We start from the raw sequence: 22,386 nt of genomic DNA on the forward strand, positions 1-22,386 counted from the left end.
GCCTTCGAGCAGGTCATCAGGCGTTTTCCGCCTCCTGGGGGCGCGGATGACGAGTGGGCACGGCGCGTGTCTCCGAGCGGATGAGTGCTGTCCCCTCGGCGTGCCCGAACACGCCACGTCGGCTTCGACCGCCCAACTTCGCGTCGCCAACTGGCTCGAGTCGCCGCACCTGCGCCCTTGCGTTCCTCCTGAGTGTGCACAGCGCCCGTGACCCACAACGCGGGCCTGAACGCCGCCGGGGTCCGCTGTGGCGTACGGCCATGCTGGGTCGCGAGCGGGGCGGTGGCGGTACGCCTGCTCCCGGTCGTGCGCTGAGGCTGCACCCCGGCTGGCAGAGCTCACCGGGCTTTGCCCGATGTCTCCTCCCCGCTGCGGCGGCGGCCGGGCGCGGAAGTCTGGGTGGCCGTCCTGCGAGTTGCGGACTGGACCCCAGCGGTGCCGCTCTCGGACAGGGGCGAGGCGTCGGCGGGCAGATCGGCCGTCCGCCGCATCCGCCACACCAGCACGTCGCTCACCGACTCCGCGGTGCCGAGTTCACGACGCCCGACCGCAGCGGACAGAAGAGCGGCGGGATCGTGGCCGGCGGCTTCGGCTTCCGCGATGGTCGCGGCCAGGGCGTACCAGCCGGGCTCGGCGAGGATCCGCTCCGCGAGCCCCGGCAGCGCTTCGCGCAGCAGCACGGTCTGCCGCTGGAGCACCGGCCGGCTCAGACGTCGGCCCCGCTGGTAGAGCACGCCGAGCGGCTGAGCGGCGGCGGCCCGGTAGGCGGTGCGCAGATGCCCGGCCGCCTGGGCGGCGGCTTCGGCCTGCTGGGCATGGCCCTTTCTCGCGTGCCAGTGGGCGGCGGCGGTGATGAGGAAGAACAGCATGTCGATCGCCATCGCGGTGGTGGCACCGTCCTCACCACGGCCGAGGGCGGGCCCGCCGTGGACGAGGTCGCGGGCGGCCTGCCGCATCGCGCGGTCGTGCCCGCGTACGGCGCGCACGTGGGAGCGGGAGGCCCGCTCGAATGCTGTTGCGGCGTCTCGCAGTTCGCGGCGGGTGTGTGCGGCGGAGGTCTTCGCGAGCGCGTCCAAGACCTCGCCGGCGGCGGCGATGTGGGCGGCGGCGACCGCGTCGTCGCCGTGCTCGACGATGAGCACGGCCTGCCACGCGGCCGATGCCGTCCCGCGGCGGGCGGAGGCCGGTGCACCGGGCCCCGTACGGACCATGTCCTCCTTCCGTGGAGTCGGCTCGGCCCCGGTGCCGCCGGACCAGCGCTCCCGGATCCGGGGCAGCGACAGGTCGGGGGCCAGGCGCGCGCCGGGGTAGAACACCGGCTCGCCGTCCTTGTTCAGGTCGTCGGGCAGAGCGACCTTGTATCCGAGGAGGTCTCCGGAGGGCGCGGCGCGCTTACGGATCAGGAGACCGGCGGCGGCGAGCCGGTCGAAGAACTCCTCGTCACTCCTCGCACCGGACACCGCGCGCCGTACCGTCTCGCGCAGCTCCTCGCGGGCGGTGCGCTCGCGACCCTGGCGTTCGGCCTTGTGGCGTTCGGCGCTGGTGGGCCGCTGGGCGGCGGTGCCGTCGCCGGAGGCGACCTGGTGGAGGCCGAGTTCCTTCTCGATGAGGCGGCACTCGGCCTGGGCGCGTTTGCCGGAGCGGAAGTCGTCGGGGCGGCTGCCGTCCTCGCACACCAGGGTGGCGACGATGTGGATGTGGTCGTCGGCGTGGCGTACGGCGGCCCAGCGGCAGCCGGGCTGCCCGTCGCCGGGGTCGATGCCGGTGGCGGCCACGATCCGCCGGGCGATCTCACCCCATTCCTCGTCGGACAGGATCCGGTCGTCCGCCGTCGCGCGCACGGAGGTGTGCCAGACGTGCTTGGCCGGGCGGGCATGCTTCGGCAGGGCCATCACGGGCTGGTCCAGGAGCTGCTGCAGGTCTTCGAGGGTGGCGTTCGGGTCGCGGCCGGGGTCGGGGGCCATGCCGTCGAAGGAGGCCACGAGGCGGGGGTCGGTGTGGTCCTCGTACTTGCCCGTGTCGTAGAGGTACTTGAGGAGGCCGAAGGTCCGTGATCCGACGTTGTTGACGCTGGGGATCATGCGCCGTGGCGTTCGATCAGGCGTGTGGCGGCTGCATGCGCGGTGTCGGCGGCCCGCCGTACGGCGGCGACGGCCGCATCGAGCTGGGGAGCGTCCGCGCCGGAGTTGAGTGCCTTGACGGCCTGGTTGAGGTTGCTGCCGGCCCAGCCGAGCCGACGCCGGCTGTCGAACAGGGCTGTGATCACTTCGCGTTCGTCGGCTATCTCGGCGCTGGTTCGGTCGAGGTCGCGGGCTGCGGCGAGCGCGGCGCGGGCGAGGAACCCGGCGACGGACAGGTTGCATCGGGCGGCGGCGGACTTGATCAGCGCGAACTCTTCTTCGTTGAAACGAGTGTTGGGCTGGTGCAGGCGCTTCGTGGCGCGAGGCTGACGCGGACGCTGACGAGCGCGCACAGCGCGCTCGCGGTGGCTGCGGCTCTCGGTCGGCTTCTTCTCCTGTCCCGGCTTCGATCCGCCCTCGGTCGAAGCCTCCTGGACCTGCGCCCCCCGGTGCAGGTCCTCCCCGTCCCACTTGGGGGCGGGGTTGGTGGAAGCTACGCTTCCGCCCCAACTTGCTCGCCCCGAGACCGAGTTGGAGTCGGGATCAGGTTCCGGGGTGGTGCCGTTCTTGCGTGCGTTCGTCATCGGGATTCGGGCCTCGTGGAGCGGGTGCGCTGCTGGATGGTTGCGGCCAGCGCGAGGACATCGGCCGGGCCGGCAAGGACGCCGACCGGTCCGTCGGGGCGGTCCTGGACGAGCCACTGCCCGGTCGGCGTGAGGACGACGGCGTGTAGGAGTTGCTGGCGGACCAGGACGTCCGCCCAGGCATCGGCCTCGGTGACGGTGGGCTCGGAAGAACGAGGGGGACGCGGAATCACGGCGTACCTCCTAAGCGGGACGGTGGCCCGGCACGGAGCCGGGCCACGTTTGCGGATACGTGCTTTGAGCTGGGGTTTTGCCGGTTCAGCCGCACTCGGGGCAGCGCCCGACGTGGCTGTTGAGCGCGCGGGCCATCCGCTGTTTCGCGGAGGCAGCTTGCTTCGCGCTGGACTTCGCTGCCGGCCTGCCCGCGTGCCGCTCGGAGTGAGCGAGCATGAATCCGATCTCTCGCTCGTACTCCGCGCGGACGGTGTCGAACTGGTGGCAGGTCTTCATCGGGCGGTGCTCCTCGTCGTCGTGATGTCCTCGTTCCGCAGCTCCTGGAGGACGAGGCCGAGTCGGTCGTTCCCGACACCCGTCAGGCCCTGGCGGCGGATGATTTCGCGCAGCTGCACCCGGGTGATCGCTCCGTTGCCGTCCCGTTCGAGCAGGGCGGGAACGTGGGGGCGTACCTCGTGGACAAGCTGGCGCTCGGACTCGCCCAGCTCGCGTGCCGGGCGCTCCGTCTGCGGAGAGCGGGACCGGGTACGGTTGTCCTTGTTCTTCGTCCGGGACTTCCTGGCCGGCTTCCGGCGGAGTGGGACCTTGTGTCCTCGGTCCTGGGTGGTCTCGGTCCCGGACTCGGTGGCGGTCGGTCCTCGGTCCTCGGTGCTCTCGGTCCCCGACTTCGCGAGGCTCGGTCCCCGATGAGAATCTGAGTCCTGAGCTGCTACTTCTCGCGCGTTGCGATCGGTCCTCGTGGCCGCTGCGTCCCGCGCTGCGGCTTCTGGATCGGCGGGTTCGGTCCTCGGGACCGTGCCGTCTTCAGGAGGCTTGGTTCCCGCGGTCGTTCCCGTTTCGTCGCCCTCGGTCCCCGCGTCGACCTTGGCTTCCGGGTCCGCCTCCTCGGGGACCGGTCCCCGAGGAGTCCTCGGTCCTCGGTCCGGGACCGGCTCGTCGGAACCGTCGGGACCGGGGACGGGGACCGGCACATTCGATGTCGGCTGTGCGGGGACCGTGGCCGCCGATGCGCTGCTGTGCGCAGGGGACCAGGGAGAAGGGAGCGGGACCGTGGCGAGCGCGAGCGCGTGTCGCCGGGCGGCGAGCTGGTCGAGCAGCTGTGCCCGCTGGAGGGGGTCGGTGCCGACCGAGGCCCTGCCGACCGCCTTCGACAGGCGTCGCGTCAGCCGCCGGCCTCGACGGTTCCGCTGCTGCTCGGGTGTGCGCTCGGCGAGGCGGGCGGCGAGGGTGACCGCACGGGCGGTGGCTCGGTCCCGGGTGATCTGCGCGGCGTCGCGGTCTCGCGCGGCGATGCCCAGGCGGGACAGCAGCCGCTCGCGTGCCTCCCGGCCCAGGACGGCGATCAGTCCGTTCGAGGCGGCGCCGGGTGTGCGCAGGCGCAGTTCGATGCCCATGGCCAGGTGCCACAGCATCGCCGCCATGACCGGTCCGACGAAGGCGCGGACCGTGCCGCCGATGGGGCCGCTCTCTGCGTAGGCGGGGATCACCTGCACAGTCGTGATCACCCAGACCAGCGTGCCCGGCAGGCCGGGGGCGCCCTGGACGGCGAGGTTCTGCCGTGCCATCAGCGCGGTGGCGAACAATGCGAGTTCGGCGGCGGCGAACATGCCGGCGCGCTCGGCGGTGCCGGCCATGTCGAGGTAGTCGGCCGCGAACCGCCACGAGGTGTCGGCGCTGTAGGCGGTGCAGCCCAGGGCAGCGACGGCGGCGACCTTGACCGCCGGGCCGCCGAGACGTTTCTGCGCGCGGGTTCCCCGGCGCCGGACAGTCCAGGCGGTCAGCACGAGCGCGAGGGCGGCGGGGACGACGGCGGCGAGGAGGAGAGGGAGGTCCGGTAGCACCGAAGGCGAGGACGGGATGGGTCATGCTGCCTTTCCGAGAGGGGCCTGCGCCGGGGTCGACGTTGCCGGGCGGCCTGCCAGCTGCTGAGTGCCGGGAGCTGCGGGCCCGGGGGTGCCCTTGGCCTTGGAGGTCTTCTTCCGCTTCTTCTTGGAGTGGGGCACGCCGTAATTACGGTCGCGGTCGAGGACCTTGTTGGCCGCTTGCCGGAGCAGGTCGCGGGCGTGCTTGTGGCTGATCTGCAGGGCGGTGGCAAGCCGGTCGGGCCGCCAGCCCCGGACGTAGGCGTGGTCGATGACAACCTGCCGCTCGGCCTCGGTCAGGTGCACGTCGCGTCCCTGGAAGAAGGCCGTCACGCGCCGGTAGTCCAGGCGCCGGTGCAGTCCGTCGTGCAGCGGGCGCCGCTCGGCTTCGGTGAACCCGCCCCAGACGCCCTCCTTGAGGACGTTCTCCAGAGCGAAGTCCAGGCACTCGCGGCGTACGGGGCACCAACCGCACAGCTCCTTCGCCTCCGCGATCTCCTCGTGATCCCGGGGCCCGGGGAAGAACACGGCGTCGGCGTCCTCGACGTCCATGCCGTGGCACGCTCCGCGGACGTGCCAGCTGGTGTCTCCGATGCCGCGCAGGCCGGTGGCCGGCGCGTCGTGGGTGGTGATGTGGCGCAAGGCGACTCTCCGATGTGCTGCCGCGCCGGCCGGCTAGGACGGTGCTCGGCGGGTGCGGCGTCGGGGGCCGGCTGCGGCCCAGGGCGTGCGACGCAGCCGGTGCGGGACGGTGATGTTGCGGCGGTGGAGCGGACGGGATGCACGCGCCGGAGGCGCCGGATCAGGCCAAGGCGGGCTGCTGGGCCTGCTCGGTGCGCTGTGCCTGCTCGGCGGCGGCGAGGTCGAGACGGCCGGGGTGCGGAGTGGCGCGCGGGGCGGTTCCGCGGGCTCCGCCATCGGGGCCGATCCTCCGGCGGCGGCACGGCTCGCCGGGCTGGGCCAGGCACCACTCGCACCGCACGCTCAGGGCATCGGGCAGTCCCTGCGCGACAGCGGCCTCACGGACTGCGCGGGCGGGCCGGTAGGGCGCGAGGGCTGCTCGGGCGGCGGGCGGTATGCAGGAGCCGATCTCCCGCAGCCGCGCCTCCAGCTTCGGGTCGACTCCGTCGCGACCGCTGGTGATCGCCCGGGCCTGCGCGGGCTGCGCGGTACCGGCGGCGACGGCGCGGCGGGTGCCGACCAGCTCGGCGGTCCAGGCGGCCTGGTCGTCCGGGTCGACGGACGGTGTCGGGTCGGAGTGCCTCGCCAGGCGGTCGCGCCGGTAGCTCTCCCAGGGACGGGCCAGGTCCGCGGGCAGGATTTGGTACGGCGAGGTGCGGATGTGCTGGCGGGCGGCGACGCGGACGTCCCAGCCTTGCTGGGTGGCCATCGGCACGTCGCCGAGCAGCTCGTGCCACTGGGCGAGCTGGTCGCGGGCCTCGCCTTGGTCGGTGCGGATGGTGCGGGGGTCGAGTCGGCCGATGTAGGCCAGCAGGGCTGCGATTTCGCGGCGGTCCACGGTCAGCCCTCCGTTCCGGTCGGCTCGTCGAGGGCGGCAATCAGGGCGGCGGTGTGGGCCTCCGTCCGCGTCATGCCCCCCGGTACGGCGGTGTTCTTGCCGGGCACGGCGTAGAGGTTCGGTCGGCTGGGAGCGTGCTCCCGGGCGACCCAGGCGCGCCAGTCGGCAGCCCAGGCTTCCGCCGCCCTCGGCGCATGGCCCGCCCGGTGTACACGCCACTTCGCGTCGGCGGCCCGCAGGCCCTGCTCGCCGAGGCGATCGAGGTGTCCCTGCTGGCGGGCCCAAGTGTGGGTAGCGGAGTCGACCTGCCACTCGGCAGCCGGGAGGACGGCAGCACCACTACTGCTGTACCTCCGGTTCAAATCAGGTTCACTACGGTTCTGTGTGCCGGTAGCCGGTACATCGCTGTGCCGGTGGCCGGTACGTCGCTGTGCCGGTTTCCGCCTCGACCTGCCGGTTTCCGGTACTGCCGGATTCCGGACCCTCGCGGGGGATTCCGGCACCTCACGCGGGCGGATTCCGTACCGCCGCAGAGCCGAGAGCCGAAGCTTCGCGGGGCCCGCGGGCTCGTCTGCTGCTGTGTCGCTGTCTTCCTGCTCCTGCTGCTCTCGCTGGGCCTGGGCGACCACTTCGGCGGCGAGGGGCATGCGGTAGACCGTGCTGCGCTGCGGACCTACGAGGTCATCGAGCTGTTCCAGCTCGCCGGCCAGGAGCAGGCGCTCGACGGCTTCGCGCACCGTGGAGACCGAGGCGCGGGTGCGCTTGGCCAGGCTGGACAGCGAGGCCCAGGAGATGCACTGCTCGTCGGCCACCCGGTCGGCGATCGACAGCAGGACCAGGCGCGCGGCCCCTCGGCTGGAGCTGTGCTCCCACACCCACTCGCGGGCTTCGCTGCTCATCGGCCGCTCCAGACGAGCGGGCGGGTCCGGCTGGTCGCCGGGGCCAGGGTGGTGCGGTCCGGCTCGGGGCGCTGAGGCGCCGAGGCGGTGGTGGCTGCCGCGCAGGCCAGGCGGAAGGGCCTTTTACGCAGGGCAGGAGGCATGCGATACTCCCCTTTGCAGTGTTGCCACGCTGACGCGCCCCTCGGAAGGACTCAGCGTGGTGATGGTGGGCACTCTCCGCCCTTGCCGGGGCGGATATGCCGCTTAGCGTTCGGCGTCCGTGAGTTACCGCTCTCGGGCGCCGTCGCTGTTTGCGGACCTTCGCGGTCCGGTCCGTGCTCGCGGTCTCCTCACGTTCGTCGCCGCAGGCGGGCTGCCCGGGGACGACGAACATACGCACGGACCGGTGTCAAGATCCAGACTTGGTTCTTAAACTCTGCACTGGTTGCAGAGAGTCACCGAACGGTCGTCTGCCGCAGCCGTCCGCAGAGAGCCTGGCGGGGTCCGTCCTCGCGTCGAAGTGCACCGTTGCCGCGGTTGTCTCGTGCGCCAAGAGCCTGCCATTGTGCCCGAGTTGGAGCGGGAGTCTGGTATTCCCGGCAGCGGAAAAGCGATGTGGATGAGGAGTTTCCACGGTCGCCTCCGTGCTTTCCGATCGAAGATCAAATACGGCCTGCCAGACGTGACGTATGTGGCTGGGCGAATGTGGCTTGCGCCACGTCGCCCGGCGTACTCCAGCCGGTAGAAACGGACAGGTCGACCTGAAACAGGCGGTACGCGCCACACGGAAACGTGCTGGTGAAGAAGAACTTTCCACACGTGTGATCGGCGCGTCAAACTGGTGTTTATGGCGGGGTAGGGTGGCTGAAGTTACGACGAACCCGTCCTCGAAAGGATCATGAAAGAGTGGCCGAAGGTCAGGTGAGCCCCAAGGGGCTCATGGATCGTCTAAACCGCCTGTTCGACACTGTGCACCCGCCCGATCGCGGCCCTTACAGCAACGCTGAAGTGGCCGAACTGATGGAGAAGCGAGGGCTGGGCAAGCTGTCGGGGCAGTACCTGTGGCTCTTGCGGACCGGGCAGCGCGATAACCCGACGAAGCGTCATCTCGAAGCGCTCGCAGGGTTCTTCGGCGTGGATCCCGCCTATTGGTTCGACGATGCCGTCGCCGAAAAGACCGTGCAGGAACTTGAGTTGCTCGCGCTGCTTCGCGACGCGAAGATCAAGAACGTTCTTCTTCGCCTATCCGACGTCTCCGCAGACGGAAAGGATGCCGTCCTGGGGATCGTTGAGAGCGTGCGAAAATCCGAGGGGTTGCCGCCCTCAACTGGCGCGTAAACAGCCGCAGTTCAGTAAATGATCAAGGAAAGCAATGTGGTCTGCACGTAGGCTGCGCCGGCCTGACCTCTTGGCCGAGCTGAAGCTCCCGCACGTCACCAACATCCGCGACCTCAGCGACGAGGTCTCTCGCCGCACGGGACGGACGGTGGTCCTAGAGCCCCGGGAGCAGGCGCCCTCAGTGTGCGGGGCATGTGCCGTTACAGAGAGTGCCGTCCACGTTTTCTACGACCCGTGGACCAGTGTCCTGCACCAGGACCACATCATCGCCCACGAGTTCAGCCACCTACTGCTCGGCCACCACGAGAACCGACCGGTCTCCGCGCTGGCTCCGGCCTTCATCACCAGCGTGGACCCGGCCACCGTGCAGATGATGTTGGGGCGCACCAAGTACGACGAGGACGAGGAGCGAGACACCGAACTCCTAGCATCGCTGCTCCAGCGCCGGATCATCGACCGGTGGTTGCGCAGCGACGAGCCCTCCGGGGACGAAGTGCAGGATCGGGTGACGCACACGCTGCTGCGCCGACGGGAGGCCCGGCCGTGAAGGACCTGTTCCACCCGATCAGCCTCGTCGTCGCGATGCTCGGCTTCCTCTGCCTCCTGCGGGACGTGCCCACCCGGCGCCGCGACCCCGCCTCCGCCGCGCTGGCCGCTGTCTTCCTGCTGTCAGGGCTCTCGTTCCTGTTCTCCATCACGCCGATGTGGAACTACCTCGACCGCGTGCTCGGCACCGTCAACATATCCGCGCCCCTCGCGCAGGGCTGCGTGGTCGCGCTCCTGGCCTGCCAACAGGTGGTCCTCACCTACTGGGGATCCCCGCCCGAGGTAGCCCGCCTGCTCAGTCGCCGCTGGCTCTGGGCCGGCTTCGCGGTGATCGCCGGGCTGCTGGTGCTGTTCGCCCTGCTGACGCCCAACGCGCCGCACCCGATCGACTTCACGCTCTACTACGCGCACGACGACTGGTACGCCGCGTACCTCACCCTGTACGTCACGGCCTACACCATCGGCGAGGTCTTCCTCGCCCGCGCCTGCTGGCGCCTGGCCCGCCGCAGCACTCGCGGGTCCGTCCGCGTCGGCCTGCGCATCGTCGCCCTCGGCGCGACCGTCACCCTCGGATACAGCGCCGTCCGCATCGGCAACGTGATCGCCGGCGCCTTCGACACCTCCCTCGCGGAATGGGAAGGCTTTGCCTGGACCTGCGGCGATGTCGGCGCCATGCTCACGCTGATCGGCTGGCTCGTGCCCACGATCAGCGACCAGGCCCAGAGCGTCCGGTACCGGATCAAGCAGTACCGCAGCTACTACGGCCTGCGCCCCCTGTGGCTGGCCTTCTACAGCGAGGCACCTGAGATCGAGCTGCCGATCGACAGGGTCGACCCGGCCCAGCGGCGCCGTTTCCGCCGCATCTCGATCCGGCTCTACCGCCGAGCCGTCGAGATCCGGGACGGTCGGTTCGTGATCCGCCAGTACCTCGATGCCGCCGTCCGCGAGGCCAGCGAAGCCCGTCACCGGGCCCGAGGGCTTCACGGAATGGATCTGTCCGCGGCCGTCACGGCGGACCAGATCCTCGCCGGAATCGCGGCCAGGGCCGCGGGCACCCGCCCGGAGCCCGACCAGCTCACCGAGTTCGCCGACTCCGAACGCCAGACCGCCAGGCCCATGGACGACATCGACGCTCTCCTCGACGTCGCGCGCCACCTGCCCCGCCAGCCCGCACGAGCCCCCCACCTTGAGCGAGTCCCAGCATGACGAACGACCTCACCCACCAGCCCGCTCACGTCCAGCTCCAGGCCCTGGACCGCGGCGAGATCTCCAGCCGCGAACTGCTGGACCTGCACGTCGCCCAGATAGACGCCAGCCAGATCAACGCCGTCGTCACCCGCGACGACGGCGCGGCCCGAGCCGCCGCGCACGCGGCCGACGAACGCCGCGCCCGCAGCGAGAGCATCGGCGTCCTCGACGGCCTTCCCCTCACGATCAAGGACAGCTTCGAGACGGCCGGCCTGCGCACCACTAGCGGCGCCGAAGACCTCGCCGACCACGTGCCCGCCCGCGACGCCGACGCGGTCGCCCGGCTCCGCCACCAAGGTGCCGTCATCATGGGCAAGACCAACACCCCGGCGTACTGCCAGGACCTGCACACCGACAACGCCCTGTTCGGCCCCACGCTCAACCCGCATGACCCCAAGCACACCACCGGTGGCTCCTCCGGAGGCCCCGCCGCAGCAGTCGCCGCACACCTGACCCCCGCCGACCTCGGCAGCGACCTCGCCGGCTCCCTACGACTCCCGGCCCACTACTGCGGCGTCTACGGCCTGCGCCCCACCCACGGACTCATCCCAGCCCGCGGCCACATCCCCCGACCGCCGGGATGGATCACCAGCAGCGACATGGTCACCCCCGGCCCCCTGGCCCGCCACCCCCGCGACCTCGACCTGCTCCTCGCCGCACTGACGACACCGTCACCCGACGAGAACAACCCCTGGAACGTCACGCTGCCCACAGCGCAGCGCCCGACCGGCCAACTCCGCGTGGCAGTGTGGGCCGACGACGCGAGCTGCCCCGTCGACCGCAACACCGCCGACGCTGTCGCCGCCCTCGAAGGGACACTCGCCTCCGTCGGCGCCAGTGTCCACCGCACTGCGGGGCCGGTCGGCTTCGCGGAATCCCTCCGCCTCTTCGAGCAACTCCTCCACGCCACCACGACGGCCGCCACCGACGACGCCGCCGGCGCGGCCGAACTCGCCGCCGCCCGTGACCTGCACACCGACGACGCGAGCCCACGGGCCGCCATCCTCCGCCACCGCACGCAGACACACCGCACCTGGCTCCGCGCCAACGAGGAGCGCCTCCGGCTCCAGCAGACGTGGCACCGGTTCTTCGCCGACGGCCAGTACGACGTCCTCATTACGCCCGCCGCTCCCACCGCGGCGATCCCGGCCGGGAGCCGTTCTCTCACGGTCGACGGCGTCGAACGGAGCTTCTTCGACCAGACCGGCTGGGCCAACCTCACCAGCCACGTCGGCCTGCCCAGCCTGGTCATGCCTATTGCGCACGGCGCCGACGGCCTCCCGATCGCTGTGCAGCTCGTAGGACCGGCCTATTCGGACCGGACCCTGCTCGTGATGGCCGAGCACCTGGCATCCCTGCTCGGAGGGATGGCCGAGGGCGCCATCGCACCACGGAGCGGATGACCTCTACGTCACCGTTGTAACTGCGTCTTCATCGGCGGTAGGCGGTTCGAACCGAGCGAAGAAGTCGTCCAAGGCTTCGGGAGTGACGGTCAAGGCATTGGCGTCTCGACGCTGGTTGCGTGCCGCGAGGCGCCGCAGGAGGACCTCCTTGGACGCTGGCAGGTAGACGAGCAGTGGGCGTCCTCCCACGGCCCGGACGGTCTTCTTCCACTCGTCGCGATCGGAACGACGCCAGAGGCCGTGGTCGAGGACGATGGACCGGCCGGAGCGCAGCAGCTCCGTAAGCTGCGCCCGTACGGTCTCGACCGCAGGGGTCTCGCGCTCGAAATATTCGTGCTCGGGGTACGGCGTCGGGGAACAACGGAACAGCCGTTAGCGCTAAGTAGATGATCTTTAGGTGGCGGAGTATCCCTGCGGGACGCGGACGTAGGCGATCGAGCTAGGGCTTGGGAAGGAGTGGTTCCTGGTCCGGGCCCTGGTCACCACCTCCGGGGCTGCTGAAATCCGCCGATGGACCGACGCCACTCATTGGTGGCGTCGCGCCTCTTGAGCACGTCCAGGACGACCGGGCCCGCCTCTTTGTCGAATGCGCCGTCCCGGAGCACTACTCGGTGGCAGACCAGGTCGCTGCTGTCCTCCTTGAAGTCCTTCCACTTGCCGCTGTCGTAGCGCTTGGAGGGCCGGTGCACGTCCAGGATCTGGAAGGCTTCGAGCGGTTTGTGCGTCTCGTAGGTGTCGCGGCCGAGGCCGTAGAAGCCGTGGCGCACGTTGCTCAGCACGTACCCGACTGTGATGGGCGCTCCGCCCTCGGGAGTCACGTGCGTGGCGTCAAACTTCATGACGTCGAACCACATCAGCAGGGCTGCGATCTCGCTGTTGGTGAGCGCGTGGATCCAGCCGTTGGTGAAGAACCCGATGGGGATCTCAAGGAAGCTCTCGTCATCAGCCGGCACAGCGTACGGAATGCTCGCGGCACCCGTGTCCTTGCTCTTCCCGTTCTCGCACAGGAGCAGGACACCGCGGCGGACCTGCCCCTTCACCCAGGTCGCCGACTTGACCAGCCCCATCTCCTCAAGCGTCTTCATCGCCTGGGTGATCTGCCGGAGCTTGTTCGTGCGGACCGAGGACGCCTGGACGCCGGGTCCGGCGTACTTGGCGACGGTCGCCACCAGTCCCTCCCAGGAGTCGGTCGTCCGGGCGTCCGGCTCGAGCGGATACGGCCGAGGCCACTCCTTGCCGACAGGCGCCTCGCACTGCGCCGCGAACAGCATCAGGAGGTACAGCTTCAGGGCGAGCCCCTTCGGCGTGATCATCTGGGCGGAGAGTGGGCGCTCGGACCGGGGCAGCGGCTTCCTCTCGTCCTCAACGGTCCCGCCGAACTTCTCCAGCCGCACGAAGGACCGCCGAACGCACACGACCTGAGGCTTCCTGCCCCGCTCGTAGATCTCGCGCGCTTTCTTGATCGCATCGGGGAGCTCGCTCCCCAGCATGGTCTCCAGCTGCCCCATGCGGACTTCGACCTTCGCGTCACGCTCCTGCGCCACAGGTTCTCCAAAAAAAGTATGGCGGTCTCACCGCTACCGATTGATCCGTATGGCGTCGCTATCCAGTTCCAATGTCAGCTTCAACGTCAATTATCTGAGACTCGACGCCATGCGGATCAATCCGTCGACCAGTGTACCTCAGGACCTGTCAAGCCCGCCGCACCATGGATCTCACGAGCTGGAACCCCAGCCGTGGAGGTCCCACAGGCCCAGGGCAGACAGCCGGCAAGCAGAACTGCCCTGGTGCCTGTACGCACAGGAAAGAGGTACTTCCCCTGACTACCGACGGTACCCCAGTAGATCCGGCAGAGCACCAGCCCCTTGTCTCCGTGAGCAGGAGGCGTAGCGAGGGAGTACTTGCCTGGTGCCAGTTCGGATTCTCCGTTCTCTGTGTTGGTTCCGGGGTCGCCCTTTGCTTCACCGGCTTCCCCTTCGTCGGCGGCCCGCTCATCACCGCCGGTACGTGCCTTCACGTCAAGGTCGAGATCAACCCGCGCTGACGCCATACAGTTGATCTTGAGGTGGGGAGGCCCCCGGCGATGCCGGGGGCCTCCCGCCACTCGCGCAGGCCGGCGCCGACATCGGGGCCCTTCGTACGGTGCGGCAGCAGCGGGCTCACGAGTCCCCTTCGTGTCGGGCCTGCGCCAGCAGCGCCGCAACGACGTCGTTCGTCCCGTCCTCGGTCTGTTCGACGAGCGTGGCCGTCACCTCGTCGGTGGCGCCGCCGAGGGCCTGCCGGGTGAGGCGGTCCATCAGCTCGGGGTCGGTGCCACTGCTAGGGCCGGTGAGGTCCACCCGGGTCGGACGGCGCGGGGCGATGATCTCCGGCCCAGCCGGCGCTTCGGACGCCTCGGCGTCGGCGAGCGCGCGGTAGACGGAGGCTACCGAGGGATGCTGACCCGCGTTCTCGCCGGTCTTGATGGTCAGCTTCTTGGCGATCTCGGGGACGGGAACGCCGCGATCCTTCAGCGCGCGGGCGAACAGGAGCATGTCGTCGTCGATGACCTTCGGCCGCCCGCCGTGGTTCCCCTTCGCGGCGGCCGCGACCTGGCCTTCCAGCGTCTTCTCGCGGATGTAGTTGCGCTCGATCTGGGCGGCGGCGGCCAGGACGGCGAAGAACATCGCGCCCATGCCGTTGGGGTCGTAGATGCCGTTGAGCGGGCCGGTGAGAAGTTCGAGCTGGACGCCGGCGGCCTGGAGCTGGCCGGACAGCGTCATCAGCTCGGCGGCGTTGCGGGCCAGGCGCTTGAGCTCGTGGACGGTGAGGATGACCTCCTGGTCGGGGGCGGCCTCCTTGATGTCGTACGTCAGCTTCAGTGCCTCTTCCAGCTTCGGCCGGGTCTTCACCCGCGTGGAGATCTTCTCGTGGAAGATCCGCTTGCAGAGCGGTTCGAGCGCGTCGAGCTGGCCCGTCGAGGCCGCGCCGGCCGCCGGCCGACGGCTATATTGCGGACGCCGGCGAGGCGGAGGGCTCCGACCGCAAGATTTCTGCAGGTCGCCATCGCCCGGGGTGCGTGCCCGGTCCGCAACTGGGAGGCGTCCTCGGTGAAGGTGTCCCGGGGAGCGGTTCTCGGATGGGGACCGAGTTGGTCAAAGACAGGAGGGACCAGAGATGATGCGTCGGCAGGCACGGACTTCCCAGGATCACAGAGCGTAGAGAACTCCATGAGCACGGGCATCCGTGCCTGTTCTGCATCGGACCCGGCCAACCTGATCAACGTCGGGAAGCGGACGTCAGCCGACTAGGCCGAAGCCCTGGCCATGGGATACCCCCGCCCTGCAGGCCACGGTGACCGCTATTGTCGTCGCCCTCGGGGGAGGGGCCGGGGCCCGCCTGCTGAGTTGAGTCGCACCACAGCTAACAAAGAAGCAACACTGCATGGCGGGGCACAAAGGCGCACGGTGTCGGCCTATCAGGTACAACCGGGCTGCCGAGCGCACGCCTGCTCCATAGCCGGAGCAGTGTCGGATGCCTTAAGCGCGGCGTTCACACCTTGTACTCAACATTCGCAGCAAATAAATTAGTACCAATCCGAGTGAGCTCGGCAACTGACATATCAGGAATCTTCGTAACCCTCGCGAGCAAGGTTGGCAGAATCTCCGTGTACCGCTCGACCGTCGGCCGACAGTAATGGTCCGAGTTGTATTTCAACTCTCCAATGAGCCCCCGGGACGATCTGGCCAGCCATAGAGACAAATCGAATGCTCCATGTTGTTGTCCCATTCCTACCGGCTCAAACGTGAGCCCCTTACGTTCAAACCCCCGCTCACCCGACGAGGCCAAGAAGAACTGTGGCATCTCAGGTATCGGGGCGCGCTGTAATGCAAAGCTGACCTGCACCACCGGTGAGCGCCCAGCGCTCCGGGGGAACGTAAGATTCTCAATCAAAGCCGCGAAGGGATAATCTTGATTTGCCAGGGCAGATCGAACAATACCATCAGTCCGGTGAACGAGATCACGGAAGCTTGGCTCGCCGCGCAGGTCTCCACGCAACGCAAGGAGGTTGACAAAATGGCCGATGGTATCCGCGAAGCCCGGCTGACTCCGTCCAGCGACCGGCACACCGATCAGGACCTGATCGGAGTCGGCAAGACAGCCAATCGTCGCGTGACACACCGAGAGAAGCACACGGAAAAGACTCGTATTGGATTCCCGTGCAAGGTGTACTAGTCGGCTAGTTGTGTCTTGCTCAACTGAGAACGTCACAGAATCGCCCCGCAGTGCCTGCAAAGATGGTCGCGGCCTGTCGACGGGCAAGTCAAGCACCGATAGAACGCCATCAAGCTCGGCCTCCCAGTAACTGAGCTGGCGGCGAGCTTCGCTGCTCCGCATAAAGCGTTCTTGCCAGCGGATGAAGTCGAGGTATTCGGCAATTGGTCGATCGGGTACCTCACCTGCGTAGGCGCAGCATATACGATCAATAAGTAGGCTCAGTCCCCAGCCGTCTATGAACGCATGATGTACCGTGAGCAGAAGTATGTGGTCATCAGAGCCTCGACAATAAACACTGGCCCGAAACCCGGGATGAGCGGCAAGATTAAATGGTCGCTCATAATCGTCTCGAATCCGCGCCAGAAGTTCCTCGTCAGACAGTGTACTTGAATCGTAGATCCTCAAGCTCGGACGCCAGCTCGCATGGACTGTCTGAAGCGGAACCCCCGTCTCGGAATTGATGGTGGTTCGCAACATCGGTGACTGTGCGACCACGGTCGCCAAGGCCCTTTCCAGTCGATCCAAGCTGAGTACGGATGTAATCCGTGAACAGAATTGTAGATGATATGCAGGGCTCTCCGGGGCGAGCATGTACACGTACCACACCGCGAGTTGATTTAGGGACAACCCGAATGTTGATGACTCACTCGTATTCAACTGGCACCCTTCATCGCCTGAAGCACCGCCCGCACTCGCAACAAGTTCGGCAAATGCTCAAGAATGGTGCGCCGCTCAAGACCAAAATCGACCAGACAGGCAATCTCCGTCACGCCGAGTCGAGCTAGCGTTCTCACAAACTCGGCACACTTTTCCGGCGTGCCTATCAGCGAAGCTCTTTCATAATACCTCCGAAAGGCAAATTCCACGAGGGCAGCCTCGCCTGCCTGCCCCAAACGATCGAAGTCAAGACTCAGCTTCGCCGCCTGATTTCTAATGAGTTCAATATGAGAGGCGAGATAACGACAGAAAGGATCACGAACAATGCTCTCCAGTTCATTAACCTCGCTCTCTTCAACGACAAACGTGTGAAGCATGAGCGATATCTCCCCTGCCTCAGGATCCAGCCCCTGACGACGACGGGCCTCCTTGTATACCGCAATCCGCTGGCTCAACTCGTCCAATGTAAGGCCCAGTAGCCCAGTCAGCACATTGGCACCGCATGCGCCAGCCGCCTCAAACGTGGAAGCACTCTCACTGGCTGTGATCCACGTTGGAAGGTTCGGCTGGAGCGGGCGAGGGAAGAGTTCAGCACTGAAAGGATTCCCCTCGCCATCGATGAAATCAACTCGGTCACCACGCCAAAGCCCTCGGACCTCGTCGAGCGTGTCGTACATGAGATGTCTTCTATTGGCATACGACTCCGGACTTTGCGTGAAGTCACGGGCGTGGAATCCGGAGGCAAAAGACACGCCCACCCGGCCTTTCGACAAATTATCGACGACCGCCCAGTCCTCCGCCAAGCGCAACGGGGAATGCAAGGGCGCAATAACGCTTCCTGCCCGCAGTTGAACGGACCTCGTGGCCACCGCCAGAGCAGCGCTCAGGACAGCGGGATTCGGGTAGAGCCCCCCAAAACGATGAAAATGGCGTTCCGGTGTCCACACAGCCCACAGCCCGTTTTCGTCTGCCCATCGCGCTCCGCCCAATACCAATCCGTATTGATCCTCGGTAAGCTCCTCTGAATCGTCCGAGAAGAAAAACAGACTGAACTTCAATCCCTTGTACGTCGTGTCGTCAAGTTTCGCACCATCATTTATGCGTCGATCCATACCGGTCTTGAGTTGTCCCGGCGGACCAACCTGCGAGAGTGAGCTCTTCACGTGGCCGCCGCGTCGAGCAATCAGATCCACGACGCCGGCCACTGAAGGCGACGCGAGGAAATCTTCGAGCGTTACATCCCAACCCATGTCTTCGAGCCGCGCGATGAGATTAATGGCACTCAAAGAATCGCCACCAAGGTCCATAAAATCGGAGGAATCATCGACCTCGGAGCCGAGAATTTCCGCGAACAATGATCGCACGACATCAGATACGCCACCTTCCTCGACGATCACTGACTCGGCAATGAGCGTCGGTGCCACATCGACTGCTTTATGGAAGGACCCTTCCGGATGAAGATTCGTGGAAGTGCCTTCGATAGTTCTCCAATGACGCTTACGCTCAAATCGGTAAGTTGGTAGCGATATGCGCATCGCGCTCTCTTGGCTATCGAGGGTATCCCAGCGAACAGGCCAGCCAGCTGCCCACATCGAGGTCACAACACGCAAGAATTCACCATATGCAGACCCCTGACTTGAATCCACGACGTGCCAGCTGTGCAGCGTGGCTCCTCGGCCGCGGAGTACCGGGTCAAGTGACGCGATAAGCGTGTCATCCATCCCACCGACGCAAATGACGGCATCAGCCCCAACCTCAAGAGCAGTCACGAGCGCTATGTCGAGCCGGAGAGTTTCATTCCGTCTCATATACCAATACGTGGGGCTCTGAGCGTCGTGACGGGAAACCCACTCCCCTGTGGCGGTCGAGACGAAGGGAAGGGTCGGTTCCCCAAGAAGGAATTCGTTAAATCCCTCCACGATTGGATTCCGGTGGACTGCCGAAGCCTCACCGTCGAAGTGTTCATATGCTGCGACCAGCCGTAGGGCATCCCGTGGTGACATGACACCAGCCACACACGCAGCGACCCACTCCCCAACTCCACCCCCCACCAACGCGACAGGGTCGATGCCCACGTCGATGTACATCAGCGCGACGCTGTACTCGTAAGCAAAGATCAGGGGAAGAGACGGTCTGGTCGACTCAGAACGATCTGCGAATATCAGATTCCCCCTCAGGTCCACCCCTTCCATCACTTGAAAAGTATTCGCGCACTCATCGAAATGTCCTCTAAAAATCGCGCTCGAATCGTATGCGTCTTTTATCGCTTCAATGTTTACTGAATCGTCGTCGAATGCAAAGAGCGCACGGGGGTCGCGTCGTGCATGAACAACAGACGTGCTATCTATTTGGGACAGCGCGAGCGCGGCAGCACCTATGGTAGGTGCGATGAAGGCATACCGGTACTCCAGCTCCCTTCGGCCCTCATGCAAGCTGAATGCAAAGTCTGAGAGCGACGACACAGCGTCGGATTCATTTATGTGATTGGCGAGGTCAAGCGCCAGATATCTGAGCGACTCGGCCGTTCGCGCCGATATGCAAATCGCTCGCGCATTAAGATCAGAGCCATCCTCAGGTGTCGATGCAGCACGATGCTCCTGCAGGACTGCGTGAACATTCGTTCCCCCTATGCCGAACGAACTCAGGCCAGCGGTGACGGGTGCATCCGACGCTTCGAAGCGCGCGACCGAGGTGTCAACGAAGAACGGGCCGGCAGCGAGGTTGAGGAGAGGGTTCTCACGCTCGAAATTTATTGCCGGCGGAAGTGTGCGGTGCTGCAATGAAAGCGCGACTTTGATGAGGCCTGCCATACCGGAGGCCACATCGAGGTGGCCGATGTTCGCTTTGATGGATCCGATGCGGCATGTCCGTGACTCCGGTTTAGCAGCACCGAACACCTGCATCAACGCCTCGACCTCGATCGGATCCCCGACGAGAGTTCCGGTACCGTGGGCCTCAATGAAGGAAATGGACCCCGGATCCACGCCAGAGGTTGCCAGAGCAGCGGCGATCACAGCTGCCTGACCTTGGACACTGGGAGCCGTGTAACCAGCCTTAAATGCTCCATCGTTGTTTACCGCAGTTCCCTTGAGGACCGCATAGATATGATCATGGTCTTCAATCGCGTTTTCCAAGCGTCGCAGAACCACTACTCCTGTACCACTTGACGGAACAGTGCCTCGAGCTTGTGCGTCAAAAGGCCTACAGTGTCCGTCCGGCGAATTGATTCCTCCGTCTTGATATATATAGCCCTCGTGCTGAGGAACTCTCAGTGACGAGGCGCCAACTATTGCGATCTCGCAGTCTCCGGCCAGTAGCGCTTGCCGCGCAATATGCAGGGCAACCAGTGAGGTCGAGCACGCGGTTTGGACCGTAACGCTTGGCCCAGTGAGCCCGAGCTTGTAAGACGTCCTTGTCGCCATGTAGTCCTTTCCGCTCGCAAGTCTCAATATATAGGGGTCGACCGAGTCCACGAAGGGCTGGTCGGGAAGGAGATTTGTTAGGTGGTAGGCGTTCTCACTACAACCGCAGTAGACACCTATGGGGGAGTCAAACGTCGCCGGGTTGTGCGCACTGTCTTCAAGCGCGCTCCATGCGCATTCCAGGAATACTCGATGTTGAGGGTCGAGCAGCCTGGCTTCCCTGTCCGTAAATCGAAACAACTCTGCATCGAACATCTCTGCATCCGATATAACACCAGCTGCCCTCACGTATCCTGGATGCCCTACGAGATCCAGGCCCACACCTGATCGTAGAAGTTGCGCCTCTGTGAACTGAGAGATTGACTCGCGTCCGGCGCAGAGATTCTCCCAGAGCGATTTTGGGTTCTGCGCGCCTGGAAATCGACATGACATTCCGATGATAGCGATGTCGGCAGGACAGAGCTTGTTAATGATCATGTGGTCTGTCATCGCCATTTCCTTCCGTATGGCCCGCCACCGTGGACAAATATTGCGCCAGGGAAGCTACGCTGGGATACTTGTATAGGTCAATAAGTCTCACTTTGTCGGCGATCAACTTGAGTCGTGCATGCACCTGAACGAGGTTCAGTGAAGTGCCCCCCAGATCGAAGAAGCTGGAATCGGGATCTATATCCGATACTCCTAGGACCGAGGCCCATACGCTTCCGACGAGTCTCTCCAGGTCTCGAGTCGCTTCGCGTTGCTGCATCACCGTTAGTGGGCTAGCCAATTGTTTCAGTCGCGCGACATCCAGCTTCCCGGAGGCAGTCATCGGGTATTCGGTAACCGAGCTCATCTTGGTGGGTACCATGTATTCAGGCAGACGTTGGAGCAAGTACTTCCGCATCTCCTGGAGCGAAGGCTTCGTCGGCGTGCAGACGAGGTATGCCTCAAGGGAACGCATACCGTATGGATCGTCGCCAGCCAGAACTGTGGCCTGCTGCACGTTGGGGTGCTCCAAGAGCCCACGCACGACTTCCGCAGGCTCGACGCGGTGCCCGCGAATCTTTACCTGCTGATCTATTCTTCCAATATACTCCAATTCTCCACCTGAGGTACGTCGAGCCAAGTCGCCCGTCCGATACATTCGCGCGCTAGGGCGGGAGATATCTGTCAGAAATCTCCGCGCCGTCTGAGCGACGTTACAATAGCCCAGGCTAACGCCGTCCCCTCCAATGTATATCTCGCCGACGGAGCCATCAGAAACCTCGTTCAGTGAGTCGTCTAGAAGGTATATCGATGTGCCTGCCAAAGGAAATCCGATGACGCTTTTATTCCCGTTCAACGTATCAGCGCCACTGATGCTCTTGAAAGTTGAATGCACTGTCGCCTCGGTAGTGCCGTACATGTTTACCATGACGGGATTTATTCGGTTGTGGTGCGCGAACCACGGGCGTAGATCCGACGGAGTCAGCATCTCTCCTCCGAATACGACGTATCGGAGTGCCAGCTCGCGATCATTCAAAATATTGCTATTGCTAAGAAGGTTTCGAAACGCTGTCGGCGTTTGACTAAGAATTGTCACTCTTTCTGCATGGAGAAGGTCGCAGAAGCTCTGCGGGTCGCGGCTTATTGCATAAGGGACCACGATCAATGTGCCCCCATTTAGCAATGCGCCCCAAATCTCCCATACTGAAAAGTCGAACGCTGCTGAATGAAACTGCGTCCAGACGTCCTCGGTGCTCCAGGCCATCTGCTGTGCGACAGCTGCAAACAGGCAGACAACGTTGCGATGGCTAATGCGAACACCTTTCGGATCCCCCGTGGAACCTGATGTATACATGATGTATGCAAGGTTCTCTAGATCGCCGTCAAAAGGCCAGACGCGCATCCTGACCTTGTTACCGGAAACTGGTCGCCCGGATGGACTAAAGATGGCCACTGAAATTCTGGCGAAGACATGGTATAGATCCTCCTGTGTGATAACAGTATTCACCCGAGCGTCGGCAACATTCCGATTGATCCGTCGAGCTGGGTACGAAGGGTCAAGCGGCACATAGGCGGCGCCTGCCCTAAGTACTGCCAAGATGCTTACAACCAGATCAATGGAGCGATCGAGGCATACCGCTACGCGATCTCCATTTTTCACACCCGCGTCTCTGAGTTGTTTTGCCAGAAGAGTCGCGCGTGATTCCAGCGCACCATACGAGATCTGATCCTGCCCGCATCTCACTGCAGTCTTCCGCGGTCTGCGGGACGCCTGGATCGCGAATATCTCAGGAATCTGCATTCGGCTCTGAAGTACGTCCATCAGATCACCTATCCAGTCGCATATC

At 65.4% G+C, this 22,386-nt stretch carries 17 protein-coding genes and 2 pseudogenes; 4 read left to right on the plus strand and 15 right to left on the minus strand.

Annotated elements, in window-relative coordinates; all coding sequences use genetic code 11:
• Positions 1-338 precede the first annotated feature (338 nt).
• The 8 genes and pseudogenes from OG562_RS34875 to OG562_RS34910 form a co-directional block, all read right to left on the minus strand.
• Positions 339-2,081, minus strand: a complete 1,743-nt coding sequence (locus tag OG562_RS34875; RefSeq protein WP_266405263.1) for a relaxase/mobilization nuclease domain-containing protein — start codon at positions 2,079-2,081, stop codon at positions 339-341.
• The gene (locus OG562_RS34880; protein ID WP_266405265.1) at positions 2,078-2,704 is read right to left on the minus strand and encodes a hypothetical protein; all 627 of its coding nucleotides are present in this window, start codon (positions 2,702-2,704) and stop codon (positions 2,078-2,080) included. The genes OG562_RS34875 and OG562_RS34880 overlap by 4 nt, the downstream gene beginning before the upstream one ends.
• The gene (locus OG562_RS34885; protein WP_266405268.1) at positions 2,701-2,937 is read right to left on the minus strand and encodes a hypothetical protein; all 237 of its coding nucleotides are present in this window, start codon (positions 2,935-2,937) and stop codon (positions 2,701-2,703) included. Before OG562_RS34885 ends, OG562_RS34880 begins: the two co-directional genes overlap by 4 nt.
• 85 nt (positions 2,938-3,022) lie before the next feature.
• The gene (locus OG562_RS34890) at positions 3,023-3,214 is read right to left on the minus strand and encodes a hypothetical protein (protein WP_057608355.1); all 192 of its coding nucleotides are present in this window, start codon (positions 3,212-3,214) and stop codon (positions 3,023-3,025) included.
• Positions 3,211-4,804: pseudogene (locus OG562_RS34895) on the minus strand (hypothetical protein). Before OG562_RS34895 ends, OG562_RS34890 begins: the two are co-directional and overlap by 4 nt.
• The gene (locus tag OG562_RS34900; protein WP_266405275.1) at positions 4,801-5,442 is read right to left on the minus strand and encodes a WhiB family transcriptional regulator; all 642 of its coding nucleotides are present in this window, start codon (positions 5,440-5,442) and stop codon (positions 4,801-4,803) included. The pseudogene OG562_RS34895 and the gene OG562_RS34900 overlap by 4 nt, the downstream one beginning before the upstream one ends.
• Positions 5,443-5,602: 160 nt before the next feature.
• Positions 5,603-6,319: a hypothetical protein gene (locus OG562_RS34905; protein WP_266405278.1), complete on the minus strand. Its 717-nt coding sequence runs from the start codon at positions 6,317-6,319 to the stop codon at positions 5,603-5,605.
• A gap of 2 nt (positions 6,320-6,321) precedes the next feature.
• Positions 6,322-7,218 (minus strand): helix-turn-helix domain-containing protein, encoded by an 897-nt coding sequence (locus tag OG562_RS34910; RefSeq protein ID WP_266405280.1) that lies wholly within the window; start codon positions 7,216-7,218, stop codon positions 6,322-6,324.
• A gap of 888 nt (positions 7,219-8,106) precedes the next feature.
• On the opposite strand from OG562_RS34910, the gene OG562_RS34915 reads away from it, so the two are divergent.
• The 4 genes from OG562_RS34915 to OG562_RS34930 all read left to right on the plus strand — a co-directional run bounded on the left by OG562_RS34915 (position 8,107) and on the right by OG562_RS34930 (position 11,735).
• On the plus strand, positions 8,107-8,538 hold the full coding sequence (locus tag OG562_RS34915; protein ID WP_245237322.1) for an XRE family transcriptional regulator: 432 nt from the start codon (positions 8,107-8,109) through the stop codon (positions 8,536-8,538).
• Between the two features lie 70 nt (positions 8,539-8,608).
• Complete coding sequence (locus OG562_RS34920; RefSeq protein WP_266405286.1) at positions 8,609-9,085, plus strand: hypothetical protein; 477 nt, start codon at positions 8,609-8,611, stop codon at positions 9,083-9,085.
• Complete coding sequence (locus OG562_RS34925; protein WP_266405288.1) at positions 9,082-10,290, plus strand: MAB_1171c family putative transporter; 1,209 nt, start codon at positions 9,082-9,084, stop codon at positions 10,288-10,290. Before OG562_RS34920 ends, OG562_RS34925 begins: the two co-directional genes overlap by 4 nt.
• Positions 10,287-11,735, plus strand: a complete 1,449-nt coding sequence (locus OG562_RS34930) for an amidase family protein (protein ID WP_266405290.1) — start codon at positions 10,287-10,289, stop codon at positions 11,733-11,735. Before OG562_RS34925 ends, OG562_RS34930 begins: the two co-directional genes overlap by 4 nt.
• 3 nt (positions 11,736-11,738) lie before the next feature.
• Here the strand turns inward: OG562_RS34930 and OG562_RS34935 are convergent, their stop codons facing one another.
• The 7 genes and pseudogenes from OG562_RS34935 to OG562_RS34965 form a co-directional block, all read right to left on the minus strand.
• Positions 11,739-12,104, minus strand: coding sequence for an AAA family ATPase (locus OG562_RS34935; protein ID WP_323187668.1), 366 nt, complete (start codon positions 12,102-12,104; stop codon positions 11,739-11,741).
• Positions 12,105-12,214: 110 nt separating this feature from the next.
• Complete coding sequence (locus OG562_RS34940) at positions 12,215-13,279, minus strand: hypothetical protein (protein WP_266405292.1); 1,065 nt, start codon at positions 13,277-13,279, stop codon at positions 12,215-12,217.
• Between the two features lie 615 nt (positions 13,280-13,894).
• Positions 13,895-14,653: a recombinase family protein gene (locus tag OG562_RS34945; RefSeq protein ID WP_323187669.1), complete on the minus strand. Its 759-nt coding sequence runs from the start codon at positions 14,651-14,653 to the stop codon at positions 13,895-13,897.
• A pseudogene (locus OG562_RS34950) lies at positions 14,623-14,838 on the minus strand (hypothetical protein); the annotation flags it as partial. The pseudogene OG562_RS34950 and the gene OG562_RS34945, both read right to left, overlap by 31 nt.
• Positions 14,839-15,266: 428 nt before the next feature.
• Entirely contained in the window at positions 15,267-16,649 is a 1,383-nt protein-coding gene (locus tag OG562_RS34955; protein WP_323187588.1) for a condensation domain-containing protein, read from the minus strand.
• Positions 16,646-20,566: a MupA/Atu3671 family FMN-dependent luciferase-like monooxygenase gene (locus OG562_RS34960; RefSeq protein WP_323187589.1), complete on the minus strand. Its 3,921-nt coding sequence runs from the start codon at positions 20,564-20,566 to the stop codon at positions 16,646-16,648. Before OG562_RS34960 ends, OG562_RS34955 begins: the two co-directional genes overlap by 4 nt.
• Positions 20,538-22,361 (minus strand): amino acid adenylation domain-containing protein, encoded by a 1,824-nt coding sequence (locus tag OG562_RS34965; RefSeq protein WP_266405294.1) that lies wholly within the window; start codon positions 22,359-22,361, stop codon positions 20,538-20,540. The genes OG562_RS34960 and OG562_RS34965 overlap by 29 nt, the downstream gene beginning before the upstream one ends.
• Between the last annotated feature and the right edge of the window lie 25 nt (positions 22,362-22,386).

Source organism: Streptomyces sp. NBC_01275, assembly GCF_026340655.1.
In the GTDB taxonomy this organism is placed as follows: Bacteria; Actinomycetota; Actinomycetes; order Streptomycetales; family Streptomycetaceae; genus Streptomyces.